Source organism: Microbacterium sp. NPDC090007 (genome assembly GCF_044748345.1).
Classification (GTDB): domain Bacteria; phylum Actinomycetota; class Actinomycetes; order Actinomycetales; family Microbacteriaceae; genus Microbacterium.
The window spans coordinates 1,381,694-1,402,747 of sequence record NZ_JBIVFV010000001.1; the positions used below are offsets into that span (position 1 = coordinate 1,381,694).

Below are 21,054 nucleotides of genomic sequence, written 5' to 3' on the forward strand. Positions count from 1 at the left end.
TGGCATCGTCCCGGATGCCGCGACCCGACGCCCGCATCGCGTTCCTGCGGCGCGCGACGGCGCCGGCCGCGGGCTCCGGGGGGCGTCAGGCGCGACTCGTGCGACGCACCCGCGCCCGAGACCCCCGCAACGCGATGACGCCCGCCCCGAAGGGCGGGCGTCTTCGCGGATACCGAGGTCAGGAGGCGCGGCGCGCGCGGGCGGCGCGGCGCTTGAGCGCTCGACGCTCGTCCTCGCTCAGGCCACCCCAGACGCCCGAGTCCTGGCCGGACTCGAGGGCGTACTGCAGGCAGACTTCGGTGACGGTGCAGCGAGCGCAGACCGACTTGGCCTTCTCGATCTGGTCGACCGCGGGGCCGGTGTTGCCCACGGGGAAGAACAGTTCGGGGTCGACGGTCAGGCAGGCTGCTTTGTCGCGCCAATCCATAGGGGTGCTCCTTGTAACAGAATTTTCGACGATTCGGCACCGGGATTCGGGTCCGGTACCCTGGTGGGAACGCGAGCGATTGCTCGCCCCACTTCGCTGTGGGAGCACACGGCTTGTTCCATGCTCCCATAGCGTTTCCGCCTGATCAAGAGGTAACCGGCAGGTTTCCGGATCGTAACGGCGCAGCCGCGCCCGTCGGGGAGGCCTTCCGATGTCCATTCGTCTGGCGGCCGCGGCATTCCTGGGCCTCGAGGCGCTCGGCATCCTGGCCCTCGCGGGATGGCAGACCGTGGCCCTCATCGGCGGCGACACCGACTCGGTCGTCAGCGCCGTAGCCCTCATCGTGCTCACCGTGATCGGTGCGGCCATCGTCGGCGCCTTCGCCGTCGCGACCGCACGCGACGTGTCCGCGGGACGATCGGGGGGCATCGTCACCCAGCTGCTCATCCTGTCGGTGGCGATCGGGGCCGTGACGGGGGAGTGGGCTTCGCCCGGTATCGCCGTCGTCATCGCCCTGCCCGCGGTCGTCGGGCTGGTGCTGCTCGTGCTCGCCGTGCGCGCCGCCGCTCCGCGTCGGGGCGACGGCCAGGACTGACGCGGAACGAGAAAACCCCGCCGACCGCGCGAGCGGGGCGGGGTCTTCGTCGCGAGACGGTCAGGCGGCCGCGAGGCCGAGGGTCTTGCGCAGACGGGCGACGTGGCCGGTGGCCTTGACGTTGTAGAGGGCTTCGACGATCCGGCCCTCTTCGTCGACCACGAAGGTCGAGCGCAGCACGCCCGTGATGGTCTTGCCGTAGTTCTGCTTCTCGCCCCAGGCGCCGTAGGTCTCGTGCACCGCGTGATCGGGGTCGCTCAGCAGGGGGAAGGTCAGGCCGTCGCTGTCGCGGAAGGCGCGGAGCTTCTCGGGGGTGTCGCGCGAGATGCCGAGCACCGTGTAGCCGGCACCCTGCAGCGAGGCGAGGCTGTCGCGGAAGTCGCACGCCTGCGTCGTGCACCCGGGCGTCTGCGCCGCGGGGTAGAAGTACAGGATCACGCGTCGGCCCCGGAAGTCGCTCAGCGAGACGGGGTGCTCGTCCTGGTCCATCAGGGTGAAGTCGGGTGCGGCGGTGCCGGGCTGAAGGTTCGTCACCCTTCCAGCCTAGAACGCTCGATGCCCTGGAACGTCGTGAGCATGCGTTGCAGCGAGTCCAGGCGCGCCGCCGCGCCCGGACCGAGTCGTCCCGACTCCACCGCCTCGACGATCGCGCAGTCGGGGGCGTCCGGCAGGTGCGTGCAGCCGCGCGGGCACTCCTCGGCCACGGCGGCGAGGTCGGTGAACGCGCCCAGCACGTGCGCAGGATCGACGTGCCCGAGGCCGAACGACCGCACACCCGGGGTGTCGATGACCCATCCCGATCCGGCGGGTCCGCGGTAGCGGAGCGACACGGCGGACGACGAGGTGTGCCGACCGCGGCCGGTGACGGTGTTGACGTGCCCGGTCGCCCGCTCGGACCCGGTCAGGGCGTTGACCAACGTGGACTTTCCCACACCCGAGTGACCGACGAAGACGGTGGCGTGTCCCGCGAGGGCCTCGCCGATGGCCGCGAGCGGCATCTCACCCTGGGCGCTGGTGAAGACGCGCAGGTCGATCCCGTCGAAGTGCGCGAGGAACTCGGTCGGATCGGCCAGGTCGGTCTTGGTCACCACGAGCAGGGGACGGATGCCGGCATCCAGCGCCGCGACCAGGTACCTGTCGACCAGGCGCTCGCGCGGCTCGGGGTCGGCCGCGGCGACGACCACGAGCATCTGGTCGGCATTGGCGACGATCACCCGCTCGACCTGGTCGGTGTCGTCGGCGCTGCGGCGCAGGAGCGAGGTGCGCTCCTCGATGCCGACGATGCGCCCGAGACTGCCCTCGTCACCCGAGAGGTCGCCGACCACGCGCGCCCGATCGCCGTTGACGATCGGCTGCTTGCGCAGCTCGCGCGCGCGGGTGGCCAGCACCCGGCGCTCGTCCGGCCCGTCCTCGTCGACGAGCACGGTGTAGCGGCCACGGTCGACGCCCAGCACGCGCGCGATCTGGGCATCGGCGTGCGCGGGGCGTCGCTTGGTGCGCGGACGGTTGGCCTTGGGGTTGGGCCGGACGCGGAACGAGGACTCGTCGTAGGCGAGGTCGTCGTCGTCGTCGTCGGAGTCGTCGAGCCAGCTCACGCGTCAGTCCGCGGCATCCATGTCCAGCATCGACCGCCACAGGGCGGCGAACTGGGGGAGCGTCTTGGCGGTCGTGCCGATGTCGTCGATCTGCACGCCGGGCACGCGCAGGCCGATCAACGCGCCGGTGGTGGCCAGGCGGTGGTCGTGGTGCGCCTTCCACTCGCCGCCGTGCAGGGGGCGGGGGACGATCCGGATGCCGTCGGAGAGCTCGTGCGCCTCGCCGCCGATCGAGCGGAGGTTTCCGACGAGGGCGGCGATGCGGTCGGTCTCGTGGCCGCGGATGTGGCCGATGCCGTGCAGGGTCGTGGGGCCGTCGGCGAAGGCGGCGAGTCCGAACAGCGTCGGGGCGAGCTCGCCCGCGGCCGACAGGTCGAGGTCGACACCGAGGATGCCGCCGTCGCCGGCGGAGACGGTCAGCGCACCGCCGCGACGGCTCACCCGTGCGCCCATCTCGGCGAGGATGTCGACGAGCAGGGCGCCGGGCTGCGTGCTGTGCAGCGGCCACCCCGCGACCGTGACGGATCCGCCGGCGACCATGGCCGCGGCCAGGAAGGGGGCGGCGTTGGAGAGGTCCGGCTCGATCGCGATGTCTTTCGCGCGCACCGGTCCGGCGGGCACGATCCACTCGCCCGCGGCGGGGCGTTCGACGTGGATCGCACGATGCGAGAGGGACTCGACGGTCATGTCGATGTGCGGGATGCTCGGCAGGCGCGAACCGACGTGACGCAGGTGCAGGCCGACGTCGAACCGGGCCGCGGCGAGCAGCAGTCCCGACACGAACTGGCTCGACTGGCTGGCGTCGATCTCGACCTCGCCCCCGCGGACGTGCCCGTGTCCGCGCACCGAGAACGGCAGGGCCCAGTGGCCGCCGTCGTCGATGTCGACGCCGACGTCGCGCAGCGCACGGATCATCGCGCCCATGGGGCGGTGCAGGGCGCTCTCGTGGGCGGTGACGTGCACGTCGCCCCGCGCGAGCCCGGCCAGGGGGGCCATGAACCGCATGACCGTGCCGGCCTGCCCGCAGTCGACCGTGGTGGAACCGGTGAACGTGGCCGGCGGGGTGACCTTGAGGTCGGGACCGAAGGGGGAGTCGGTGTCGACCTCGTCGATGCCCACGCCCAGCGCGCGCAGCGCATCGATCATGCGCGCCGAGTCGTCGGAGTGCAGGGGCGCATGAAGGATGCCGGGACCATCGGCGATCGCGGCGAGCACCAACTCGCGATTGGTCAGGGACTTCGAACCCGGCACCGTCAGGGTGGCATCCACCGCTCCGGCGGCGACGGGCGCGTCCCACGCGCCGCGGGGGGTGGCGGCGGAAGGGGAATACCCGAGCGGAGTCATCGGTTCCTAGCCTACTGAAAGGGGACGACACGTGACCGCACTTCTGGAGCGCGACCGCACCGCCGAAGCCACCCCGGTGGCCGTGGCGGGGCGCGACGTAGACTTGCGCCCGATGAACGACACCGCAGATGCGACGGAGCCCCGCGCACAGTTCGAAGAGCAGGCCCTGCCCTTCATGGATCAGCTCTACGCGGCGGCCATGCGCATGACGCGCAACCCCGCCGACGCGGCCGACCTCGTGCAGGAGACCTTCGTGAAGGCCTTCGGCTCCTGGGCCACCTTCACGCAGGGGACGAACCTGAAGGCCTGGCTCTACCGCATCCTGACGAACACGTACATCAACACGTACCGCAAGAAGCAGCGCGAGCCGTACCAGAGCGCGATCGACGACCTCGAGGACTGGCAGCTCGGCGGCGCCGAGTCCACGACCGCGTCGAGCGCCCGCTCGGCCGAGGCCGAAGCGATCGACCACATGCCGGCATCCGTCGTCAAGGACGCTCTGCAGTCGATCCCCGAGGATTTCCGGATGGCGGTGTACCTCGCCGACGTCGAGGGCTTCGCCTACCAGGAGATCGCCGACATCATGAAGACCCCCATCGGCACGGTCATGAGCCGTCTGCACCGCGGACGACGCCTTCTGCGTGACCTGCTGTCCGACTACGCGAAGGAGCGCGGCATCCACGCCGCGACGGGAGAGAAGAAATGAGCGACTGCGGCTGCGACAAGGCACGACGCGACCTCGAGGAGTACCTGCGCAACGAGGTCTGCAAGACCGAGGCGAAGGACATCCGCGAGCATCTGGAGAACTGCCCCGGATGCCAGGACGAGGCGCACGTGGCGCGGACCCTGACCGAGGTGGTCGCCCGGGCCTGCAAAGAGACCGCGCCCGAAGAGCTGCGCGACCAGGTGCTGTCGCGGTTGCGCGCGATCCAATCCACCCACTGACGTCCGCCGCCATCCGTAGGGTGGAGTCATGGCATCCCTCGACGCGCTGACGCTGCCCCTCGACGACATCTCCACGGCGGATCTCGCCGCCACCGGGCTCGAGTACGCACGGGTGGATGCCGACGGACCCGGCTTCCGGCCCTTCCAGCGGGCCGTGGCGCGGGGGTTCTTGGGCGGGGAGTCCACCGATGACGAGGCGGAGAACGCCCGCCTGTCGCTGCGCGACCGCCGCCTGACGGGCGTGTTCGACCGCTCTGCCCTCGAACCCGACGTCCCGGTCGGCACGATCGACTCGTGGGTGGCGCCGATGACCACCTCGCCCGGTCGCCGGCTCGACCTGTGGTCGATCAGCGCCGTCACCGTCGCGCCCACGCATCGCCGTCGTGGGATCGCGCGGGCCATGCTGGGCGGAGAACTGCGCACGGCCGCCGCGGCGGGCTACGCGGTGGCCGGCCTGACCGTCACCGAGGCGACGATCTACGGCCGGTGGGGCTTCTCGCCAGCGACCTGGGCGTCGGACGTCGTCATCGACACGCGTCGGGCCGGGTGGGCGGGGCCGACCGCGCCCGGCCGGCTCGACTTCGTCCCGCGCGCGGATCTCGCCGAGCGCATCGCGGCGGTGCACGAGCGCATCCGGGTCCAGCGCCCCGGGTCCGTGCCCGGGTGGGACGGCCGGTGGCGGGGACTGGCCGGGGCCGCTCCGGGCGACAAAGAGGCCGAGAAGGTGCGCGCCGTCGTCTATCGCGACACCGCGGGCGCGGAGCGCGGCATTCTGGTCTACACCCTCACCGAGGCGGAGTCCTTCACCGCGCACGAGCTGAACGTGCGCGCGCTCTTCGCCGACGGCGGCGAGGCGGCGGCGGCCCTCTGGCGTTTCGCGATCGAGCACGACCTCGTCGCCCAGGTCAAGGCGTGGCTGCAGCCGCCGGTCCCGCCGGTGCAGTGGATGGTCGCGGACCGACGCGCCGTGACGGCGACCCTGACGGACCATCAGTGGCTGCGCATCCTCGACGTCGAGGGGGCGTTCTCGGCGCGCCGGTACAGCGCGCCCCTCGACGTGATGCTGCGGGTGAGCGACCCCCTCGGATTCGCCGAGGGTGACTGGCACATGCGCGTGGACGATGACGGCGAGGCACGGGTCGAGCGCGCGGACGACTCGTCGGCCGCGGTCGTCTCGTGCGCGGTGAACGCCCTCGGTTCGCTCCTGCTCGGAGGCGTGCGGGCGAGCGAGCTCGCCGAGGCGGGGATGCTGGACGGGCCCGCCGATGTCGTCGCCGCGATCGACCGCTCCTTCGCGCCGGCTATGACTCCCCTGCTCGACATCTGGTACTGATACCACCGGCGGTGCATTGCTCGTAGGCTGACGCCGATGTCCGAAACAGCCCCGCCTCCGGCCGAAGAACGCACCCCCTCGCGGTGGGGCGCGGTGGCCGCGTTCGCGCGCCGCTACCTCGCACGAAACCCCGTCGCCGTGGTCACGGCGATCGTCGTACTCGCCGCGGCCGCCGCGACGGGATCGCTGTGGAACGACGAGGGCGCGCTCATCTGGGGTGCCGGCCCCCTGGCGACCTTCGCCAGCGGCCGCTGGTGGACGCTGGTGACCGCCCTGGTCGTCCCCGATTCGGCCGTCGACGCGGTGTTGTCGACGATGCTCGCCCTGACCGCGCTGGCCTGGGCCGAGCGGCTCCTGGGGTCGCGACGCACGGCCGTCGTGCTGGGCGCCGTCGGTTTCTCGGGGCTGCTGCTGGGCATCGGCTTCCACGCCGCCGCCTGGACGTTGACCGACCTGCGACCGGTGGTGGCGGCCGAGGTGCCCGTCCTCGACCCGACGACGCCCATCGCCGGCGCCGTCATGGCCGCGTCGGCTCTGGCGCCCACCCTGTGGCGGCGCCGGGTGCGGCTGGTGGGCTTCGCCTTCTTGGCGCTGTTCGCCCTCTACGCCGGTGACGCCGACTCCTGGTACCGCGTGACCGCGGCGGTCATCGGTCTGCTGGTCGGCGCCGTGACCGCTCGGGGGCGCGAGCGCCGCTCCTGGCACCGCAGCTCTGCCCGAGAGACCCGCACCCTGCTGGCACTGCTCGTGGCCGTCGTCGGCACGGGCCCGATCGTCGCCCTGATCAGTGGCGGCGGCCGCGGGCCGCTGTCGCTCGTCGTCGAGGCGTACACGCAGTACGACGACGAACTGCTCGCGCAGTGCGGGACGGTCGCGGCATCCGTGTGCGACGAGCAGGTCGCGCTGCTCATGACCCGCGGCGCCGGTCCCGCGCTGCTGGCGATCGTGCCGCTCGTGCTCCTGCTCGTCGCGGCCTGGGGGCTTCGTCAGGGCCGCCGTGCGGCCTGGGTCGTCGCCGTGTTCGTCCTCGTCGCCTCGGCGGTCCTGCCGATCTTGTCCGTGTGGGACGGTCACCTGCGCATCGACCCCTGGGTCGACGGCAGCGGCGCCGAGTACGTGCTGTGGGCGGTCGCCTCGATCGTCATCCCCCTCGTCCTGGCCGCCGCTCTGGTGGTGGCACGCGGTCGCTTCACGGTGCGCGCCACGGCGCGGGCGGCTCGCACCGTGGCCGTCGTGGTGGGCGCCGCCTTCGTCGCGTGCGCGACGACACTGTTCGTCGTGGAGTCGATCGGTCGACGCGCCTTCGACCGCGAGGTGTCGGCGGCCGATCTGGCCGGTCTGACGCTGCGACGGTTCCTTCCCCCGGCCTTCACCCACCCGGGCGGTTCCCCCGCCTTCCCGCACAGCGGACCCGCGCTCTTCGCCTACCAGTGGATCGGCGTGCTGTTCTGGGCGATCGTGGTGGCGGCGATCCTCTGGCTGTTCCGGCGCATCCAGCGGCCCGACGTCGATGGCGACGGGCTGTACCGCGAGCTGTTGCGACGGGGGAGCGACACCCTCGGATTCCTCGGCACATGGGAGGGCAACCGCCACTGGTACTCCGCCGACCGCACCTGCGCGGTGGCCTACCGGCTGGTCGGCGACGTCGCCCTCGCGGTCGCCGACCCCCTCGCTCCGTCGGGCCGTCGACCGGAGGCGCTGCGCGCGTTCACCGACTTCTGCGTCGAGCACGGTTGGATCCCCGCGTTCTACAGCGTCCACGCGGACACCCTCGCCGACCTGGTCGACCTGGGGTGGCGCAGCGTCCCCGTCGGCGTCGAGACCGTGATGGACCTGCCGGGTCTGACCTTCGCCGGCAAGTCCTGGCAGAAGGTGCGTCAGCCCCTCACCCGGGCCGAACGCGAGGGCTACACGGCGGTGTGGTCGCGGTGGAGCGAGCTCACCGTGTCGCAGGTGTCACAGGTCGTCGCGATCGACGAGGAATGGGTCGCCGACCGGGCGCTTCCCGAAATGGGGTTCACCCTGGGCTCCCTCGCCGAACTGCGCGACCGCGATGTGCGCCTGCTGCTGGCCGTCGGCCCCGACGACCGCATCGAGGCGGTGACCAGTTGGATGCCGAGCTGGACCGACGGCGAGGTCACCGGATGGACGCTGGACTTCATGCGTCGGCGGACGAACGGCCCCAACGGCATGATGGAGTTCCTCATCGCCAAGGCCGCCCTTCAGCTGCAGGAGGAGGGCGCGACGGTTCTCAGCCTGTCGGGCGCTCCGCTCGCGGACGATCCCGATGAGCCGGCCGACGGCGACCCCGCGCCCCTGCGCGCGCTGCTGCGCTGGCTGGCCGAGGTGCTCGAACCCGCTTACGGGTTCGCGTCGCTCTTCCGTTTCAAGGGCAAGTTCCGCCCGCGTTACCGCCCGCTCGCGCTGGCCTACCGCGACCCGCTGCAGCTGCCCGGCATCGGCGCCGCGGTCGGCCGCGCATACCTGCCCGATGCCTCTCGCCGCGAGATGGTCGCGCTGGCGCGCACGGCGTGGGAGGGGCGTCGATGAACAAGTTCGTGCTGTCGTTCGAGCTCATCGACAGTCCCCTCCTGATCATCTGCGCGGTCGTGGCGGGGTCGGGGGTCGTGGCCGTCGTGGTGTGGCCGCGTCGCCGCCCGATCCTGACCGGGGTGGTCGCCGTCGCCGCCGGGGTGGTGATGTTCGTGGTCGCGAAGGTGCTCGAGGCGATGGACACCTTCCAGGGTCCCCTCCCGGGCGCGGCCATCTGGTGGGCGTCGGGAGCCGTCGCCGCCGCCGCGGCCGGCGTCGTCGGTATCTGCCGCGCCCCCTGGCCGCGACGCATCATCGGCGTCGTCACCGTGCTCGCGGCCCTGCTGTCCGGCGGACTCGGCGTGAACTCCTCGTACGGCGTGACGCACAACCTGGCGGCCATCCTCGGCGTGCAGGCGCTGGACCCGGCCTCGTTGCCGCCGCAGACCGACGTCGCCGGAGACCCGTCGACGCTGTACCGGACCTGGCAGCCGCCGGCCGGCATGCCCGCCAAGGGGACGGTGAGCGCACTCACCGGATCGACCAAGATCCCCACCGGCCAGTACGCGCCGCGCGACGCGTCGCTGTATCTGCCACCCGCGGCGCAGGTCGCCGATCCTCCTGCCCTGCCGTTGCTGGTGTTCATGATGGGGCAACCCGGTTCCCCCGATCCCACGGCGCTGGCGAAGGCGCTCGACACCTTCGCCGCGCAGAACAACGGCCTCGCACCCATCGCCATCGTGGTCGACCAGTTGACCGCCCCCGACCGCGACCCGGCGTGCGTGGACTCCGCGAAATACGGCGCCGTCTCGACCTACATCAACCAGCTCGTCCCGCAGTGGGCGCAGCAGAACCTCAACATCGTCACGGATCACCGGTACTGGACGATCGGCGGGTTCTCGAACGGCGGCTCCTGCGCCGCTTTGTACGGGTCGAAGCACCCGGATGTCTGGGGGCAGTTGCTCGACGTCATGGGCAACGAATTCCCAGGCTCCGAGCACGTGTCCCAGACGGTGAGCGACGTCTACAACGGCGACGCGGCCGCCTTCCAGGCCGCCAAGCCGTCCGTCATCATGGCCGCGGCGCCGGCGGGGACCTACACCGGCCACACGGCCATCTTCACCTGGGGGAGCGCCGACACCACGTTCGGACCCGGGCAGCTCGCCAATTCGCAGGCCGCCGAGGCGGCGGGGTTCACCACGCTCACCTACGTCGTGGACGGGGGAGGCCACACGGGTGAGACCCTCGACGCCAGCCTCGCCTGGGCCATCCCCGCCCTCGCCCCGGCGCTCGGCCTGGCGGCGCCGGCATCCTGAGTCCACGAAAGAGTCCGGGCCCGGCCGAGTGAACTCGACCGGGCCCGGACTGCGTCGTCTCAGCGCGCGAGCGCCTCTTTCATGATCGCGGCGTGCTCGGCGGCGTGCACCTTCGGCGAGCCGGTCGCCGTCGACGCCGCGGCGGCGCGGGAGATCCGCCGCACGGGGCGTCCGAGCTCGTCGGCGACCTCCAGCGCGATGAACGGCCAGGCGCCCTGGTTCTCGGGCTCGTCCTGGACCCACACGAGCTCGGCGTCCGGGTACTGCGCGAGCACACGGGTGAGGTCGTCGATCGGTGCGGGATAGAACTGCTCGACGCGCACGAGGGCGATCTCGGGGTTCGGATTCTTGTCGAGCTCGGCCCGCAGATCCCAGTGGATCTTGCCGGCGTGGAGCAGGACGCGCTTCACGCCCGTGCGGTCGAGGCCGCGATCGTCGTCGAGCACCGGCTCGAACCGGCCCTCGAGGAAGTCCTCGACGGGGCTGGTCGCTCCGCGCAAGCGCAGCATGGCCTTGGGCGTGAAAACGACCAGCGGACGGCGCGGGCGCTGATACGCCTGCCGACGCAGCAGGTGGAAGTACGACGCGGGCGTCGAGGGGCGCGCGACGATCATGTTGTCCTGCGCGCACATCTGCAGGTAGCGCTCGATGCGCGCGGACGAGTGGTCCGGTCCCTGGCCCTCGTATCCGTGGGGGAGGAGCAGCACGACGCTCGACTGCTGCGCCCACTTCTGATCGGCCGAGGAGATGAACTCGTCGATGACCGACTGCGCGCCGTTGGCGAAGTCGCCGAACTGCGCCTCCCAGAGCACCAGCGCGTCCGAGCGCTCGACGGAGTAGCCGTACTCGAACGCCATCGCGGCGTACTCGCTCAGCAGCGAGTCGTAGACCCAGAAGCGGCCCTGGTTCTCGCTGAGGTTGGCCAGCGGCAGCCATTCCTGACCGTTGTCGCGGTCGTGCAGCACCGAGTGGCGCTGCACGAACGTGCCGCGGCGCGAGTCCTGGCCGGCCAGGCGCACCGGGGTGCCCTCCATCAGCACCGAGCCGAAGGCGAGCAGTTCGCCGAAGGCCCAGTCGATGTTGCCGTTCCGGCTCATGTCGAAACGCTTGTCGAGCAGCTGCTGGAGCTTGGTGTGCACCGTGAAGCCGTCGGGCTTGTTCACGAAGGCGTCGCCGATGTGCTGCACGACCTCGCGGGACACCCCCGTCGTCTCGGGGGCACCCGAGACCGGTTCGTCGGCGGCGTCGGTGGTGACGACGGGGGTGGTCCCCGTCTCGGCCTCGTGCGTGTCGGCGAAGGCGACCTCGAGGCGGCTCTGGAAGTCCTGCTTCGCCTGCTCGTACTCGTCCTCGGTGATGTCGCCGCGGCCGACGAGCGACTCGGTGTACAGGCGTCGGACCGAGCGCTTCGCCTCGATGAGATTGGTCATCAGCGGCTGCGTCATCGAGGGGTCGTCGCCCTCGTTGTGACCACGGCGGCGGTAGCAGACCAGGTCGATGACGATGTCGCGGTGGAACTCCTCGCGGTACAGGAACGCCAGCTCCGCCGCGCGGACGACGGCTTCGGGGTCGTCGCCGTTGACGTGCAGGATCGGTGCCTGGATGGTCTTGGCCACGTCGGTGGCGTACACCGAGGTGCGGGCATCGGTGGGGGTGGTGGTGAAGCCCACCTGGTTGTTGACCACGACGTGGATGGTGCCGCCGGTGCGGTAGCCGCGCAGCTGCGACATCTGCAGGGTTTCTACCACGACGCCCTGCCCCGCGAACGCCGCGTCGCCGTGCACCAGGATGGGCAGCCACGAGAACGTGCCGATCGGCTTGCGGTCCTGCTTGGCGCGGACGATGCCTTCGAGGACGCCGTCGACGGTCTCGAGGTGCGAGGGGTTGGCGGCGAGGTACACGGGCAGTTCGTCGCCGCGATCGCCGACGAAGGTGCCCTCGGTGCCCAGGTGGTACTTGACGTCGCCGGATCCGCGCTTGCTGCCGATGGCGACCGCACCCTCGAACTCACGGAAGACGTGGCCGTAGGTCTTGCCGGCGATGTTGGTCAGCACGTTCAGACGACCGCGGTGGGCCATGCCGATCGCGGCCCCGTCCAGCCCCACGGACGCCGCGCCCTGGAGGATCTGGTCGAGCAGCGGGATCAGCGACTCGCCGCCCTCGAGGCTGAAGCGCTTCTGTCCGACGTACTTGGTCTGCAGGAACGTCTCGAACGCCTCGGCCTGGTTGAGCTTGGACAGGATCCGCAGCTGCTCGTCGTGGCCGGGCTTGGTGTACTTGACCTCGATGTTGCGCTGGAACCACTGTCGCTGCGCGGGGTCCTGGATGTGCATGTACTCCACGCCCATGGTGCGGCAGTACGAGTCGCGCAGGACGCCGAGGATGTCGCGGAGCTTGGCGACGCGCTTGCCGCCCAGTCCGTTGGTGACGAACTCGCGGTCGAGGTCCCAGAAGGTCAGCCCGTGCGACTCGATCTCGAGGTCGGGGTGCGTGCGCTGCACGTACTCGAGCGGGTCGATGTCGGCCATGAGGTGGCCGCGCACGCGGTACGAGTTGATGAGCTCCTGGACCCGCGCGCTCTTGTCGATGCGCTCCGAGATGTCGACGCTGATGTCGGCGGCCCAGTGGATGGGCGCGTAGGGGATGCGCAGCGCGGCGAAGATGTCGTCGTAGAAGCCGCGCTGGCCGATGAGCAGCTCGTGCACGATCTTGAGGAACTCGCCCGACCCGGCACCCTGGATGACGCGGTGGTCGTAGGTGCTGGTGAGCGTGATCGTCTTGCCGATGGCGAGCTCGTTGAGCGTCTTGTCGCTCGCGCCCTGGAATTCGGCGGGGTAGTCGAGCGCGCCGGCGCCGATGATCGCGCCCTGACCGCGCATGAGACGGGGCACCGAGTGCACGGTGCCGATGCCGCCGGGGTTGGTGAGCGAGATGGTCGTGCCCTGGAAGTCGCCCGGGGTCAGCTTGTTGTTGCGGGCGCGGCGGACGAGATCCTCGTACGACGCGAGGAATTCTCCGAACGTCAGCGTGTCGGCGCGCTTGATGCTGGGCACCAGCAGCGCGCGCGTGCCGTCGGGCTTGGGCATGTCGATCGCGATGCCGAGGTTGACGTGGGCGGGGGCCACGACCGAGGGCTTGCCGTCGACCTCGGCGTAGTACACGTTCTGGCTCGGGAACTGCTTGAGGGCCTGGATCAGCGCCCACCCGATGAGGTGGGTGAAGCTGACCTTGCCGCCGCGCGTGCGCGACATGTGGTTGTTGATGACGATGCGGTTGTCGATCATCAGCTTGGCGGGGATGGTGCGCACGCTCGTCGCGGTGGGGACCGTCAGCGAGTCGTCCATGTTGGACGCCAGGGCCTTCGGCATCCCCTTCAGGACCGTGACCCGGTCCTCTTCGGTGCTCTCGGAACCGGCCGAGGGCACCGCGTTGGGCGCCTGCGCCGGAATCGGCTGCGGCTTGGCCGGCTTGGCGGTCGTACGCGCCACCGGAGCCTGGCCGACCACGGGGATGGGCGCCGTCACGGGACGCGGCTCGACGGGGGCCGCCGACGAGGTGGTCGGGGGCGGGGGAGCGGCGGCGGAGGATCCGTCGACGACCGGATGGTACGCCTCCAGGATCGGCCACCAGGCCTTGTCTACGGAGTGCTTGTCGACTTTGAACTGTTCGTAGAGTTCGTCTACGAGCCACTCGTTCGCGCCGAACTCGCCCTCGCTCGAAGTACCGACGCCCGTCACCTGGCTCGACACAGTCGATCGCCTGCTTTCCTCGATGAAGATTCCTGTGGATGCGCCGACGTCGCCGTCGCACGCGTCTGCCAGCCTAGCCGAGGTTCCCGCGGGCAGCCGTGGCCCTTGCTCGGCCTTTACTTTCGAATCCCGCGGCTCCGCGGCCGAGAGGGTGTGATGAGGTGGATGCCATGGAGTTCTCCGGTGCCCAGCCCGACGTCGATCTGACCTACTCGGACGTGTTCCTCGTCCCCCGCCACTCCGAGGTGCGCAGCCGCCTCGATGTGGACCTCGCCCCCGCCGACGGCAGCGGCGCGACGCTGCCGCTGGTGTCGTCGAACATGAACTCGGTCACGGGAACGCGCCTGGCCGCGACGTTGGCGCGCCGCGGCGGACTCGGCGTCCTGCCGCAGGATCTGGCGATGCCCGAGCTGCTCGAGGCCGTCGAGTGGGTCAAGTCGCAGCCGGTGGCGTGGGACGCCCCACTGGTGCTGCCCCCCGCGGCGACCGTCGCCGACGCGCGGCTCGTCCTGCCGCCGGTCCCCGGCCGCGGCATCGTGGTCGCCGACGCCGGCGACGACGGCACCGTCTCGCTGTCGGACTTCCGCGGCATCGTCCCCGCGCCCCGCTTGGCCACCGCCCTTCCCGACGCCACCCTGGGCGACATCGCGCGCAGGGACGCGCCCGTGGTCGAGGTCGCGCAGATCGGCGATCCCCGCGAGGTGTTCGCGCTCATCGAGGCCGCGGGCGTCGACATCGTCCCCGTGGTCGACGGCGATCGCGTCGTCGGTACGCTGTCGGGACGCAGCGCCCTGCGCGACTCGGTCTACCGCCCCGCCGTGGACGCGGACGGTCGTCTGATCGTCGCCGCGGCCGTGGGCGTCAACGGCGACGTCGCGGGCAAAGCGCGGGCGCTCGCGGCGGCGGGCGTCGACGTCCTCGTCGTCGACACCGCGCACGGTCACCAGGCGCAGATGATCCGGGCCCTGCGCGAGGTCGCGGCGCTGGAGCTGGGCATCCCCATCGCAGCGGGCAACGTCGTCACCGCCGACGGGGTCCGCGATCTGACCGACGCGGGCGCCACGATCCTCAAGGTCGGGGTGGGGCCGGGGGCGATGTGCACGACGCGCATGATGACAGCGGTCGGTCGTCCGCAGTTCTCGGCCGTGCTCGAGACGGCCGAGGCGGCGCGCGCCGCGGGCGCGCACGTCTGGGCGGACGGCGGAGTGCGCTACCCCCGCGACGTCGCGCTCGCACTGGCCGCGGGCGCGGCATCCGTGATGATCGGATCCTGGTTCGCCGGCACGATCGAGTCGCCCGGGCCGCTGCGCAGCGACGAGCGGGGCCTGCTGTACAAGGAGTCGTGGGGCATGGCCTCGACCAAGGCCGTCCAGGGACGCTTCGGCGGGCTCGACCCCTTCGAGCGGGCGCGCAAGGAGCTCTTCGCCGAGGGCATCTCGTCGTCGAAGATCTATCTCGATCCGCAGCGACCGGGCCTGGAGGATCTGCTCGACATGATCACCTCGGGGGTGCGCTCCTCGTTCACCTACGCCGGTGCGGCCACGGTGGCGCAGTTCCACGAGCGCGCGCGGGTGGGGCTGCAGTCGGCCGCGGGCTACGAAGAGGGCAAGGCGCTGCCCGTCAGCTGGTGAGGCTGCGCTCCAGGCCGGCGTCCGCCTCGAGGGTGATCCACGCTCCGAGCTGGACGGACAGGTCGAGGTCGTCGCCCGTGGCCTCGGCGCCCCGGCGCGGATCGGCCGCGAACATCCCGTCGCGGCGACCCGCCCACAGGGCGTCGGCGTTGCGTCGGACGAGACGGCGCGCGGCATCCGCGGCCGTCTCGCCGTCGTCGTCGTCCGCATCGGCCCACTCCGTCGCGGCGTCGGCGAGGTAGCGGGCCAGGATCCCTGCGAAGAGGCCGCCGTCGCCCCCGCCCGCGGCGGGGAAGAGCCCGTCGTCTCGGGCGCACCACGCATCGACCGCCCGGACCAGGGCGCGGGCGCGGCGCACGTGCCGCCACGCGGGGTCGGCCTCGTCGCCCATCGCCGCCTCGCCGAGCAGCAGTTCGAGGCCGATCGTCGCGCCCTGGTTGTACGTCCACAGCTCGGGTCGGACGACCCCGTGTTCGACGCCGTCGCGCACGAGACCGGTGGTGTCGTCCCGCAGGGTGGATGCCATCCACTCGGCCAGACCGACGGCCTCACCGTGGTGGCCCGTGAGGGCGAGGACCATGGCCCCCGGCGCGTTGGCCGGAGCGTTGTACAGGGGGCTGTCGACGCTCCAGGGAAGAGCACCGTGGTCGGGGTCGACCGCCCGGTGCAGGACGTCCGAGATGCGGCGCAGCGCGCGCGTGTCGGCGCCGCTGGAGACCAGCGCGAGCCCCATCCAGGCGATGTCGTCGTAGAACGGCGTCGTCCACGTGCCGAGCGTGCGCAGGGTCACGCCGCGCCGCAGCCGCCGCAGCAGTCGCCGGCGACGCGGGTCCGGACGGTTGCGCTCCGCGTCGGCCAGCACGTGGATGAGGTGGGCGTGCCACCAGTAGTGCCACGTGCGCGCGGACCGGCCCCCGTCCACGGCCGCGTGAGCCCACGCGACGGGGCCGAAGCGATGCAGGTAGCGACGCATCACCGCGTCCTCGGCGGCCGCCGCGCGTTGCTGCGTCGAGGCGGTGGCGTGCATCACCCCATGGTGTCGCGGGTGGGAGGGGTGGGAACAGCCCACGCCGGAGGAGACCCGGCTGCCGTAGAATCGACGGCACGATGGACGACCCTCCCAGTTGTAGACCCGAGCCCCGCCGACCCGCTTCCGCCGCCACCGCGAGCGGAGGTGATGCCTGATGGACTTCGTCATGCTGGGCGTGGGGCTTCTTCTCACCGTGGGCACGGGACTCTTCGTCGCGAGCGAGTTCGCCCTCGTCAATCTCGATCGCGCCGACCTCGAGGCGCGCCGCGCCGCGGGTGAGACCCGGCTGTCGCTGACCATCGACGCCCTGCGGATCACCTCCACCCACCTGTCGAGCGCGCAACTGGGCATCACCCTGACGACGCTGCTGACGGGGTACACGATGGAACCCGCCATCTCGAACCTGCTGCGGCCCGCCTTCGAGGCGGGTGGGCTGCCCGAAGCGCTCACCGTGACGGTCTCCGCCGTCATCGGCGTCGGCTTCGCCACGGTGCTGTCGATGATCCTCGGCGAGCTCGTCCCCAAGAATTTCGCCCTGGCGATCCCCCGGCAGACCGCCAAGCTCGTCCTGCCGTTCCAGGTGGCCTTCACCGCGGTGTTCAAGCCGGCGATCCTCGTCCTCAACGGCAGCGCCAACGGCGTCCTGCGCGCCCTGGGCGTCGAGCCCAAGGAGGAACTGTCGGGCGCGCGATCGGCCGAGGAGCTGTCGAGCCTGGTCAAGCGCTCCGCGAGCGCCGGGATGCTCGAGAAGGACACCGCGTCGCTGCTGGACCGCAGCCTCACCTTCGCCCGGTTGAGCGCCGCCGATGTGATGACCCCGCGGCCGAGCGTGCACGCGCTCGCCGCGGGCGACCCGGCCGACGACGTCGTGCAGCTCGCGCGGCGCACGGGTCACAGCCGCTTCCCCGTGTACGGCGAATCGATGGACGACATCGTCGGCGTCGTACACCTCAAGGCCGCGATCGGCGTGCCGCGCGACCGGCGGGGCGAGGTCCCCGTCGCCGCCCTCGCGACCGAACCGCTGCGCGTGCCCGAGACCGTCCACCTCGACACCCTCGTCGCCGAGTTGCGCTCGCGCGGCTACCAGATGGCCATCGTCGTCGACGAGTACGGCGGGACGGCGGGCGTGGTCACCCTCGAAGACCTGGTCGAAGAGATCGTCGGCGAGGTGCTCGACGAGCACGACCGTTCCCGGGCCGGAGTGGTGCGGTCCGCGGCATCCGTGACCTTCCCCGGCGACCTGCGTCCGGACGAGGCGCTCGACCGCGCCGGCGTGCGCGTGCCCGAGGGGGACGTCTACGACACGGTGGGCGGGTTCATCATGGCCGCGCTCGAGCGCATCCCGGTCGTCGGCGACACGGTCGACCTCGACGACGGCGCTCTCTCGGTGCAGCGTATGGACGGTCGACGGGTCGACCGGGTGCAGTTCACCCCCACGCCCCGCGAGCAGAACGTCGACGACCTCGTCCGCGCCGCCAAGGGCGGTGACCAGCGATGAACGACTGGGCCGGAATCGCGTGGCTGGTGGTGCTGCTGGCCGCCAACGCCTTCTTCGTCGGGGCGGAGTTCGCCGTCATCTCGGCGCGCCGCTCGCAGATCGAGCCGCACGCCGACCGCGGGTCGCGTGCCGCCAAGACCGCCCTGTACGCCATGGAGCACGCGACGCTGATGCTCGCCACGTGCCAGTTGGGCATCACGATCTGCTCGCTGCTGATCCTGAACGTCTCGGAACCCGCGATCCATCACCTGCTCGAGGGGCCCCTCGGACTCACCGGACTACCCGAGGCCGCGGTCGACGTGGTCGGGTTCGTGGTGGCTCTGCTGCTGGTGTCCTACCTGCACGTCGTGTTCGGCGAGATGGTGCCGAAGAACCTGGCGTTCTCGCTACCCGATCGTGCCGTGCTGATGCTGGCCCCGCCCCTGGTGGCGGTGTCCAAGGCGTTCCACCCGATCATCGTCGCCCTGAACTGGATCGCGAATCACGTGCTGCGCCTGTTCCGCGTCGAACCGAAGGACGAGGCCGCGTCGACTTACACCCTCGACGAGGTCGCCACCATCGTCACCCAGTCGCGGCGCGAGGGCATGCTCGACGACGCGTCGGGCACGGTGACGGCCGTGATGGAGTTCACCGAGAAGAAGGCCGCCGACATCGCGGTGCCGATGGCCGCACTGGTCACCCTGCCCGAGACGACCACCCCGGCCGAGATCGAGCGCGCCGTCGCCCAGCACGGCTACTCGCGCTACGTGATCGTGGACGCCGCCGGCGACCCCACCGGCTACGTGCACCTCAAGGACGTGCTGCGCGCGGCCGAGGGAGCCGATGCCGACCTGGTGCGCCCCATCCCCTCCAAGCGCGTGCACCACATGGTGTCGGTGCTCGAGACGACCGACCTCGAGGACGCCCTCGCGCTCATGCGGCGGTCGGGTCGTCACCTCGCACAGGTGCGCGACGAGAGCGGCGACGTGCGGGCCGTGCTCTTCCTCGAGGACGTCATCGAAGAACTCGTCGGCGAGGTGCAGGACGCCACCGAGCGTCGCCGCTTCGTCTGAACAGGGGATGCCGCGGGCCCCGGGCTCGCGGCATCCGCCGCTCAGTACGCCCGCAGGTACTGCGCCGGGGCGGGGGAGTCGGCGCCGAGAGCGGCGGCGGCGCGCAGGGCGTAGTGCGGGTCGCGGAGCCACTCGCGGGCCGACATCACGGCATCCGCCCGCCCTTCGGCCACGATCTGCTCGGCCTGCTCCGGGTCGTCGATCATGCCCACGGCGCTGACCGGCAGTCCGGTCTCGCGTCGCACGGCGGCGGCGTAGTCGACCTGGTAACCGGGACCCGGGACGATGTGCTGGTGGGGCACCAGTCCGCCGCTGGAGACGTCGATGAGATCGGCTCCCGCGTCGCCGACGACCCGGGCGGCCGCTACGGTGTCGTCCACGTCCCAGCCGCCCTCGGCCGCGTCGGTGGCCGAGAAGCGGACGAACAGCGCCGCGTCCGGGGCCGCGGCGCGGACCGCCGCTGTCACGCGCGACAGCAGACGCACGCGATCCCCGAACGACCCGCCGTACTCGTCGTCGCGCTGGTTGGTCAGCGGCGACAGGAACTGGTGCAGCAGGTAGCCGTGGGCGGCGTGCAGCTCGATCACCTCGAAGCCGGCCGCGACGGCGCGGCGTGCGGCATCCGCGAAGTCGTCGATGACCTTGCGGATGCCGGCACCGTCGAGGGCGCGGGGCTCGGCGAAGTCCGCGTAGGCCAGGGCCGAGGGGGCGACCGTGGACCACCCGCCGTCGGCGGGGGAGACCGTCCCGCGAGCCCCCGTGAGAGGTGCCGACGTCGACGCCTTCCGCCCCGCGTGGCTCAACTGCACCCCCGCGACGGCGCCGCGCGAGCGGATCGCCGCGACGATGGGCTCCCAGGCCCGCGCCTGCGCGTCGTTCCACAGGCCGACGTCCCGGGGCGAGATGCGCCCCTCGGGCGAGACGGCCGTCGCCTCGGCGACCACGAGACCGGCGCCCCCGGCGGCGAACTGCGCCAGGTGCACGTGATGCCAGTCGTTCGGTACGCCGTCGACGGCGCTGTACTGGCACATCGGCGAGACCCACAGTCGGTTGCGCGTCTGAATACCGCGGATCGACAGGGGAGTGAAGAGGGCGCTCATCGGTGTCCTTCTCGTTCTATGGTGACGCCATGACGGCGACGGATTGGGACGCGGACGCGTGCGCCCGCGTGCTGCGGAGACCAACCGCGGATGACGACAAGTATTCCCGCGGGGTGGTGGGCCTGCGCACCGGCTCGACCCGCTACCCGGGCGCGGCGGTGCTGGGCGTCGAGGCGGCGTGGCGCACCGGAACGGGCATGGTCCGCTACTTAGGACCCGATCGCGCGCAGGACCTCGTGCTGCAGCGACGCCCCGAGACGGTGACGGCGGACGGGCGGGTGCAGGCCTGGGTCCTGGGCTCGGGAACGGATGCAGCGGAACGCGCCGTCGACGAGACGGCGGCCCTGCGCGGCATCCTGGGTGCGGAGGTGCCGGTCGTCGTCGACGCCGGCGCACTGGACCTCGTGGCGGGGGCTGCGGCTCCGGTCATCGTGACGCCGCACGCGCGGGAGCTCGATCGTCTGCGCGCATCGCTGGGTCTGGCCCCCGGTGACCGCGACGACCGGGAGCGCACGGTGAGCGAGACCGCCGAGGCGATCGGCGGCGTCGTGCTGTCGAAAGGGGCGCTCACCCTCGTCGCGGCACCCGGCGGGTGGACCGCCCGTGTGTCGGCGGGGACCCCGTGGCTCGCGACGGCGGGTACCGGGGACGTGTTGGGCGGCGTGCTGGGCGCCGTGGTCGCCGGGGCGGTGGCCGCCGGACGCACCGGCGCGACCGACCTGGCCGCCTGCGCCGCCACGGCGGCCTGGCTGCACGGGCGTGCAGGCTCGGCGGCGTCGTCGCGGCAGGGGCGACCCGGCGGCCCGATCACGGCACTCGACGTGGCCGAAGCCCTTCCCGAGGTGGTCGCCGGGGTGCTGGGGGACTCGATCGCGTAACGGTTCGTCCGCTGTCAGGGAAGGCGCCG

17 protein-coding genes are annotated in these 21,054 nt (G+C 71.7%); 10 read left to right on the forward strand and 7 right to left on the reverse strand.

The annotated features are described in order from the left end of the window. Positions 1-178: 178 nt before the first annotated feature. On the reverse strand, positions 179-427 hold the full coding sequence (locus ACIPVB_RS06385) for a WhiB family transcriptional regulator (protein WP_013583608.1): 249 nt from the start codon (positions 425-427) through the stop codon (positions 179-181). A gap of 211 nt (positions 428-638) precedes the next feature. On the opposite strand from ACIPVB_RS06385, the gene ACIPVB_RS06390 reads away from it, so the two are divergent. Continuing rightward, on the forward strand, positions 639-1,022 hold the full coding sequence (locus ACIPVB_RS06390) for a histidine kinase (protein WP_400367678.1): 384 nt from the start codon (positions 639-641) through the stop codon (positions 1,020-1,022). A 60-nt stretch (positions 1,023-1,082) separates the two neighbouring features. Here ACIPVB_RS06390 and bcp read toward each other — a convergent pair whose 3' ends face one another. Genes bcp through aroA form a run of 3 tightly spaced genes read right to left on the reverse strand, consistent with a single transcriptional unit; the run spans position 1,083 to position 3,961 of the window. Beyond that, positions 1,083-1,556 carry a thioredoxin-dependent thiol peroxidase gene (gene bcp, locus ACIPVB_RS06395; protein ID WP_400367679.1) on the reverse strand — a complete coding sequence of 158 codons (474 nt, stop codon included), beginning with the start codon at positions 1,554-1,556 and terminating at the stop codon, positions 1,083-1,085. After that, the gene (rsgA, locus tag ACIPVB_RS06400; protein ID WP_400367680.1) at positions 1,553-2,617 is read right to left on the reverse strand and encodes a ribosome small subunit-dependent GTPase A; all 1,065 of its coding nucleotides are present in this window, start codon (positions 2,615-2,617) and stop codon (positions 1,553-1,555) included. Before rsgA ends, bcp begins: the two co-directional genes overlap by 4 nt. A 3-nt stretch (positions 2,618-2,620) precedes the next feature. After that, positions 2,621-3,961, reverse strand: coding sequence for a 3-phosphoshikimate 1-carboxyvinyltransferase (gene aroA / locus ACIPVB_RS06405; protein WP_400367681.1), 1,341 nt, complete (start codon positions 3,959-3,961; stop codon positions 2,621-2,623). 31 nt (positions 3,962-3,992) lie between these two features. Here aroA and ACIPVB_RS06410 point away from each other — a divergent pair, with 31 nt between their 5' ends. The 5 genes from ACIPVB_RS06410 to ACIPVB_RS06430 are packed head-to-tail and all read left to right on the forward strand — an operon-like array spanning position 3,993 to position 10,087. Continuing rightward, positions 3,993-4,667 carry a sigma-70 family RNA polymerase sigma factor gene (locus ACIPVB_RS06410; RefSeq protein ID WP_400367682.1) on the forward strand — a complete coding sequence of 225 codons (675 nt, stop codon included), beginning with the start codon at positions 3,993-3,995 and terminating at the stop codon, positions 4,665-4,667. Beyond that, complete coding sequence (locus tag ACIPVB_RS06415) at positions 4,664-4,906, forward strand: zf-HC2 domain-containing protein (protein ID WP_136586975.1); 243 nt, start codon at positions 4,664-4,666, stop codon at positions 4,904-4,906. The genes ACIPVB_RS06410 and ACIPVB_RS06415 overlap by 4 nt, the downstream gene beginning before the upstream one ends. Before the next feature lie 28 nt (positions 4,907-4,934). Further along, positions 4,935-6,239 (forward strand): GNAT family N-acetyltransferase, encoded by a 1,305-nt coding sequence (locus ACIPVB_RS06420; protein WP_400367683.1) that lies wholly within the window; start codon positions 4,935-4,937, stop codon positions 6,237-6,239. Between the two features lie 36 nt (positions 6,240-6,275). Next, positions 6,276-8,789: a phosphatidylglycerol lysyltransferase domain-containing protein gene (locus ACIPVB_RS06425; protein ID WP_400367684.1), complete on the forward strand. Its 2,514-nt coding sequence runs from the start codon at positions 6,276-6,278 to the stop codon at positions 8,787-8,789. Beyond that, positions 8,786-10,087, forward strand: a complete 1,302-nt coding sequence (locus ACIPVB_RS06430) for an alpha/beta hydrolase (protein WP_400367685.1) — start codon at positions 8,786-8,788, stop codon at positions 10,085-10,087. Before ACIPVB_RS06425 ends, ACIPVB_RS06430 begins: the two co-directional genes overlap by 4 nt. Positions 10,088-10,146: 59 nt before the next feature. On the opposite strand, the gene ACIPVB_RS06435 is transcribed toward ACIPVB_RS06430, so the two are convergent. After that, a complete protein-coding gene (locus tag ACIPVB_RS06435; protein ID WP_400367686.1) occupies positions 10,147-13,836 on the reverse strand; it encodes a multifunctional oxoglutarate decarboxylase/oxoglutarate dehydrogenase thiamine pyrophosphate-binding subunit/dihydrolipoyllysine-residue succinyltransferase subunit in 3,690 nt (1,229 codons plus the stop codon). Positions 13,837-14,006: 170 nt separating this feature from the next. On the opposite strand from ACIPVB_RS06435, the gene ACIPVB_RS06440 reads away from it, so the two are divergent. Continuing rightward, a complete protein-coding gene (locus ACIPVB_RS06440; RefSeq protein WP_400367687.1) occupies positions 14,007-15,467 on the forward strand; it encodes a GuaB1 family IMP dehydrogenase-related protein in 1,461 nt (486 codons plus the stop codon). Here the strand turns inward: ACIPVB_RS06440 and ACIPVB_RS06445 are convergent. Next, positions 15,457-16,494, reverse strand: a complete 1,038-nt coding sequence (locus ACIPVB_RS06445; RefSeq protein WP_400367688.1) for a glycoside hydrolase family 76 protein — start codon at positions 16,492-16,494, stop codon at positions 15,457-15,459. The genes ACIPVB_RS06440 and ACIPVB_RS06445 overlap by 11 nt on opposite strands. 157 nt (positions 16,495-16,651) lie before the next feature. On the opposite strand from ACIPVB_RS06445, the gene ACIPVB_RS06450 reads away from it, so the two are divergent. Together ACIPVB_RS06450 and ACIPVB_RS06455 are read left to right on the forward strand one after the other, a co-directional pair. Beyond that, positions 16,652-17,995: a hemolysin family protein gene (locus ACIPVB_RS06450; RefSeq protein ID WP_400367689.1), complete on the forward strand. Its 1,344-nt coding sequence runs from the start codon at positions 16,652-16,654 to the stop codon at positions 17,993-17,995. Next, on the forward strand, positions 17,992-19,047 hold the full coding sequence (locus ACIPVB_RS06455) for a hemolysin family protein (RefSeq protein ID WP_400367690.1): 1,056 nt from the start codon (positions 17,992-17,994) through the stop codon (positions 19,045-19,047). Before ACIPVB_RS06450 ends, ACIPVB_RS06455 begins: the two co-directional genes overlap by 4 nt. A gap of 41 nt (positions 19,048-19,088) precedes the next feature. Here the strand turns inward: ACIPVB_RS06455 and ACIPVB_RS06460 are convergent, their stop codons facing one another. Then, positions 19,089-20,147, reverse strand: a complete 1,059-nt coding sequence (locus tag ACIPVB_RS06460) for an NADH:flavin oxidoreductase/NADH oxidase (RefSeq protein ID WP_400367691.1) — start codon at positions 20,145-20,147, stop codon at positions 19,089-19,091. A 29-nt stretch (positions 20,148-20,176) separates the two neighbouring features. Here ACIPVB_RS06460 and ACIPVB_RS06465 point away from each other — a divergent pair, with 29 nt between their 5' ends. Then, a complete protein-coding gene (locus ACIPVB_RS06465) occupies positions 20,177-21,025 on the forward strand; it encodes an NAD(P)H-hydrate dehydratase (RefSeq protein ID WP_400367692.1) in 849 nt (282 codons plus the stop codon). Positions 21,026-21,054: the final 29 nt, after the last annotated feature.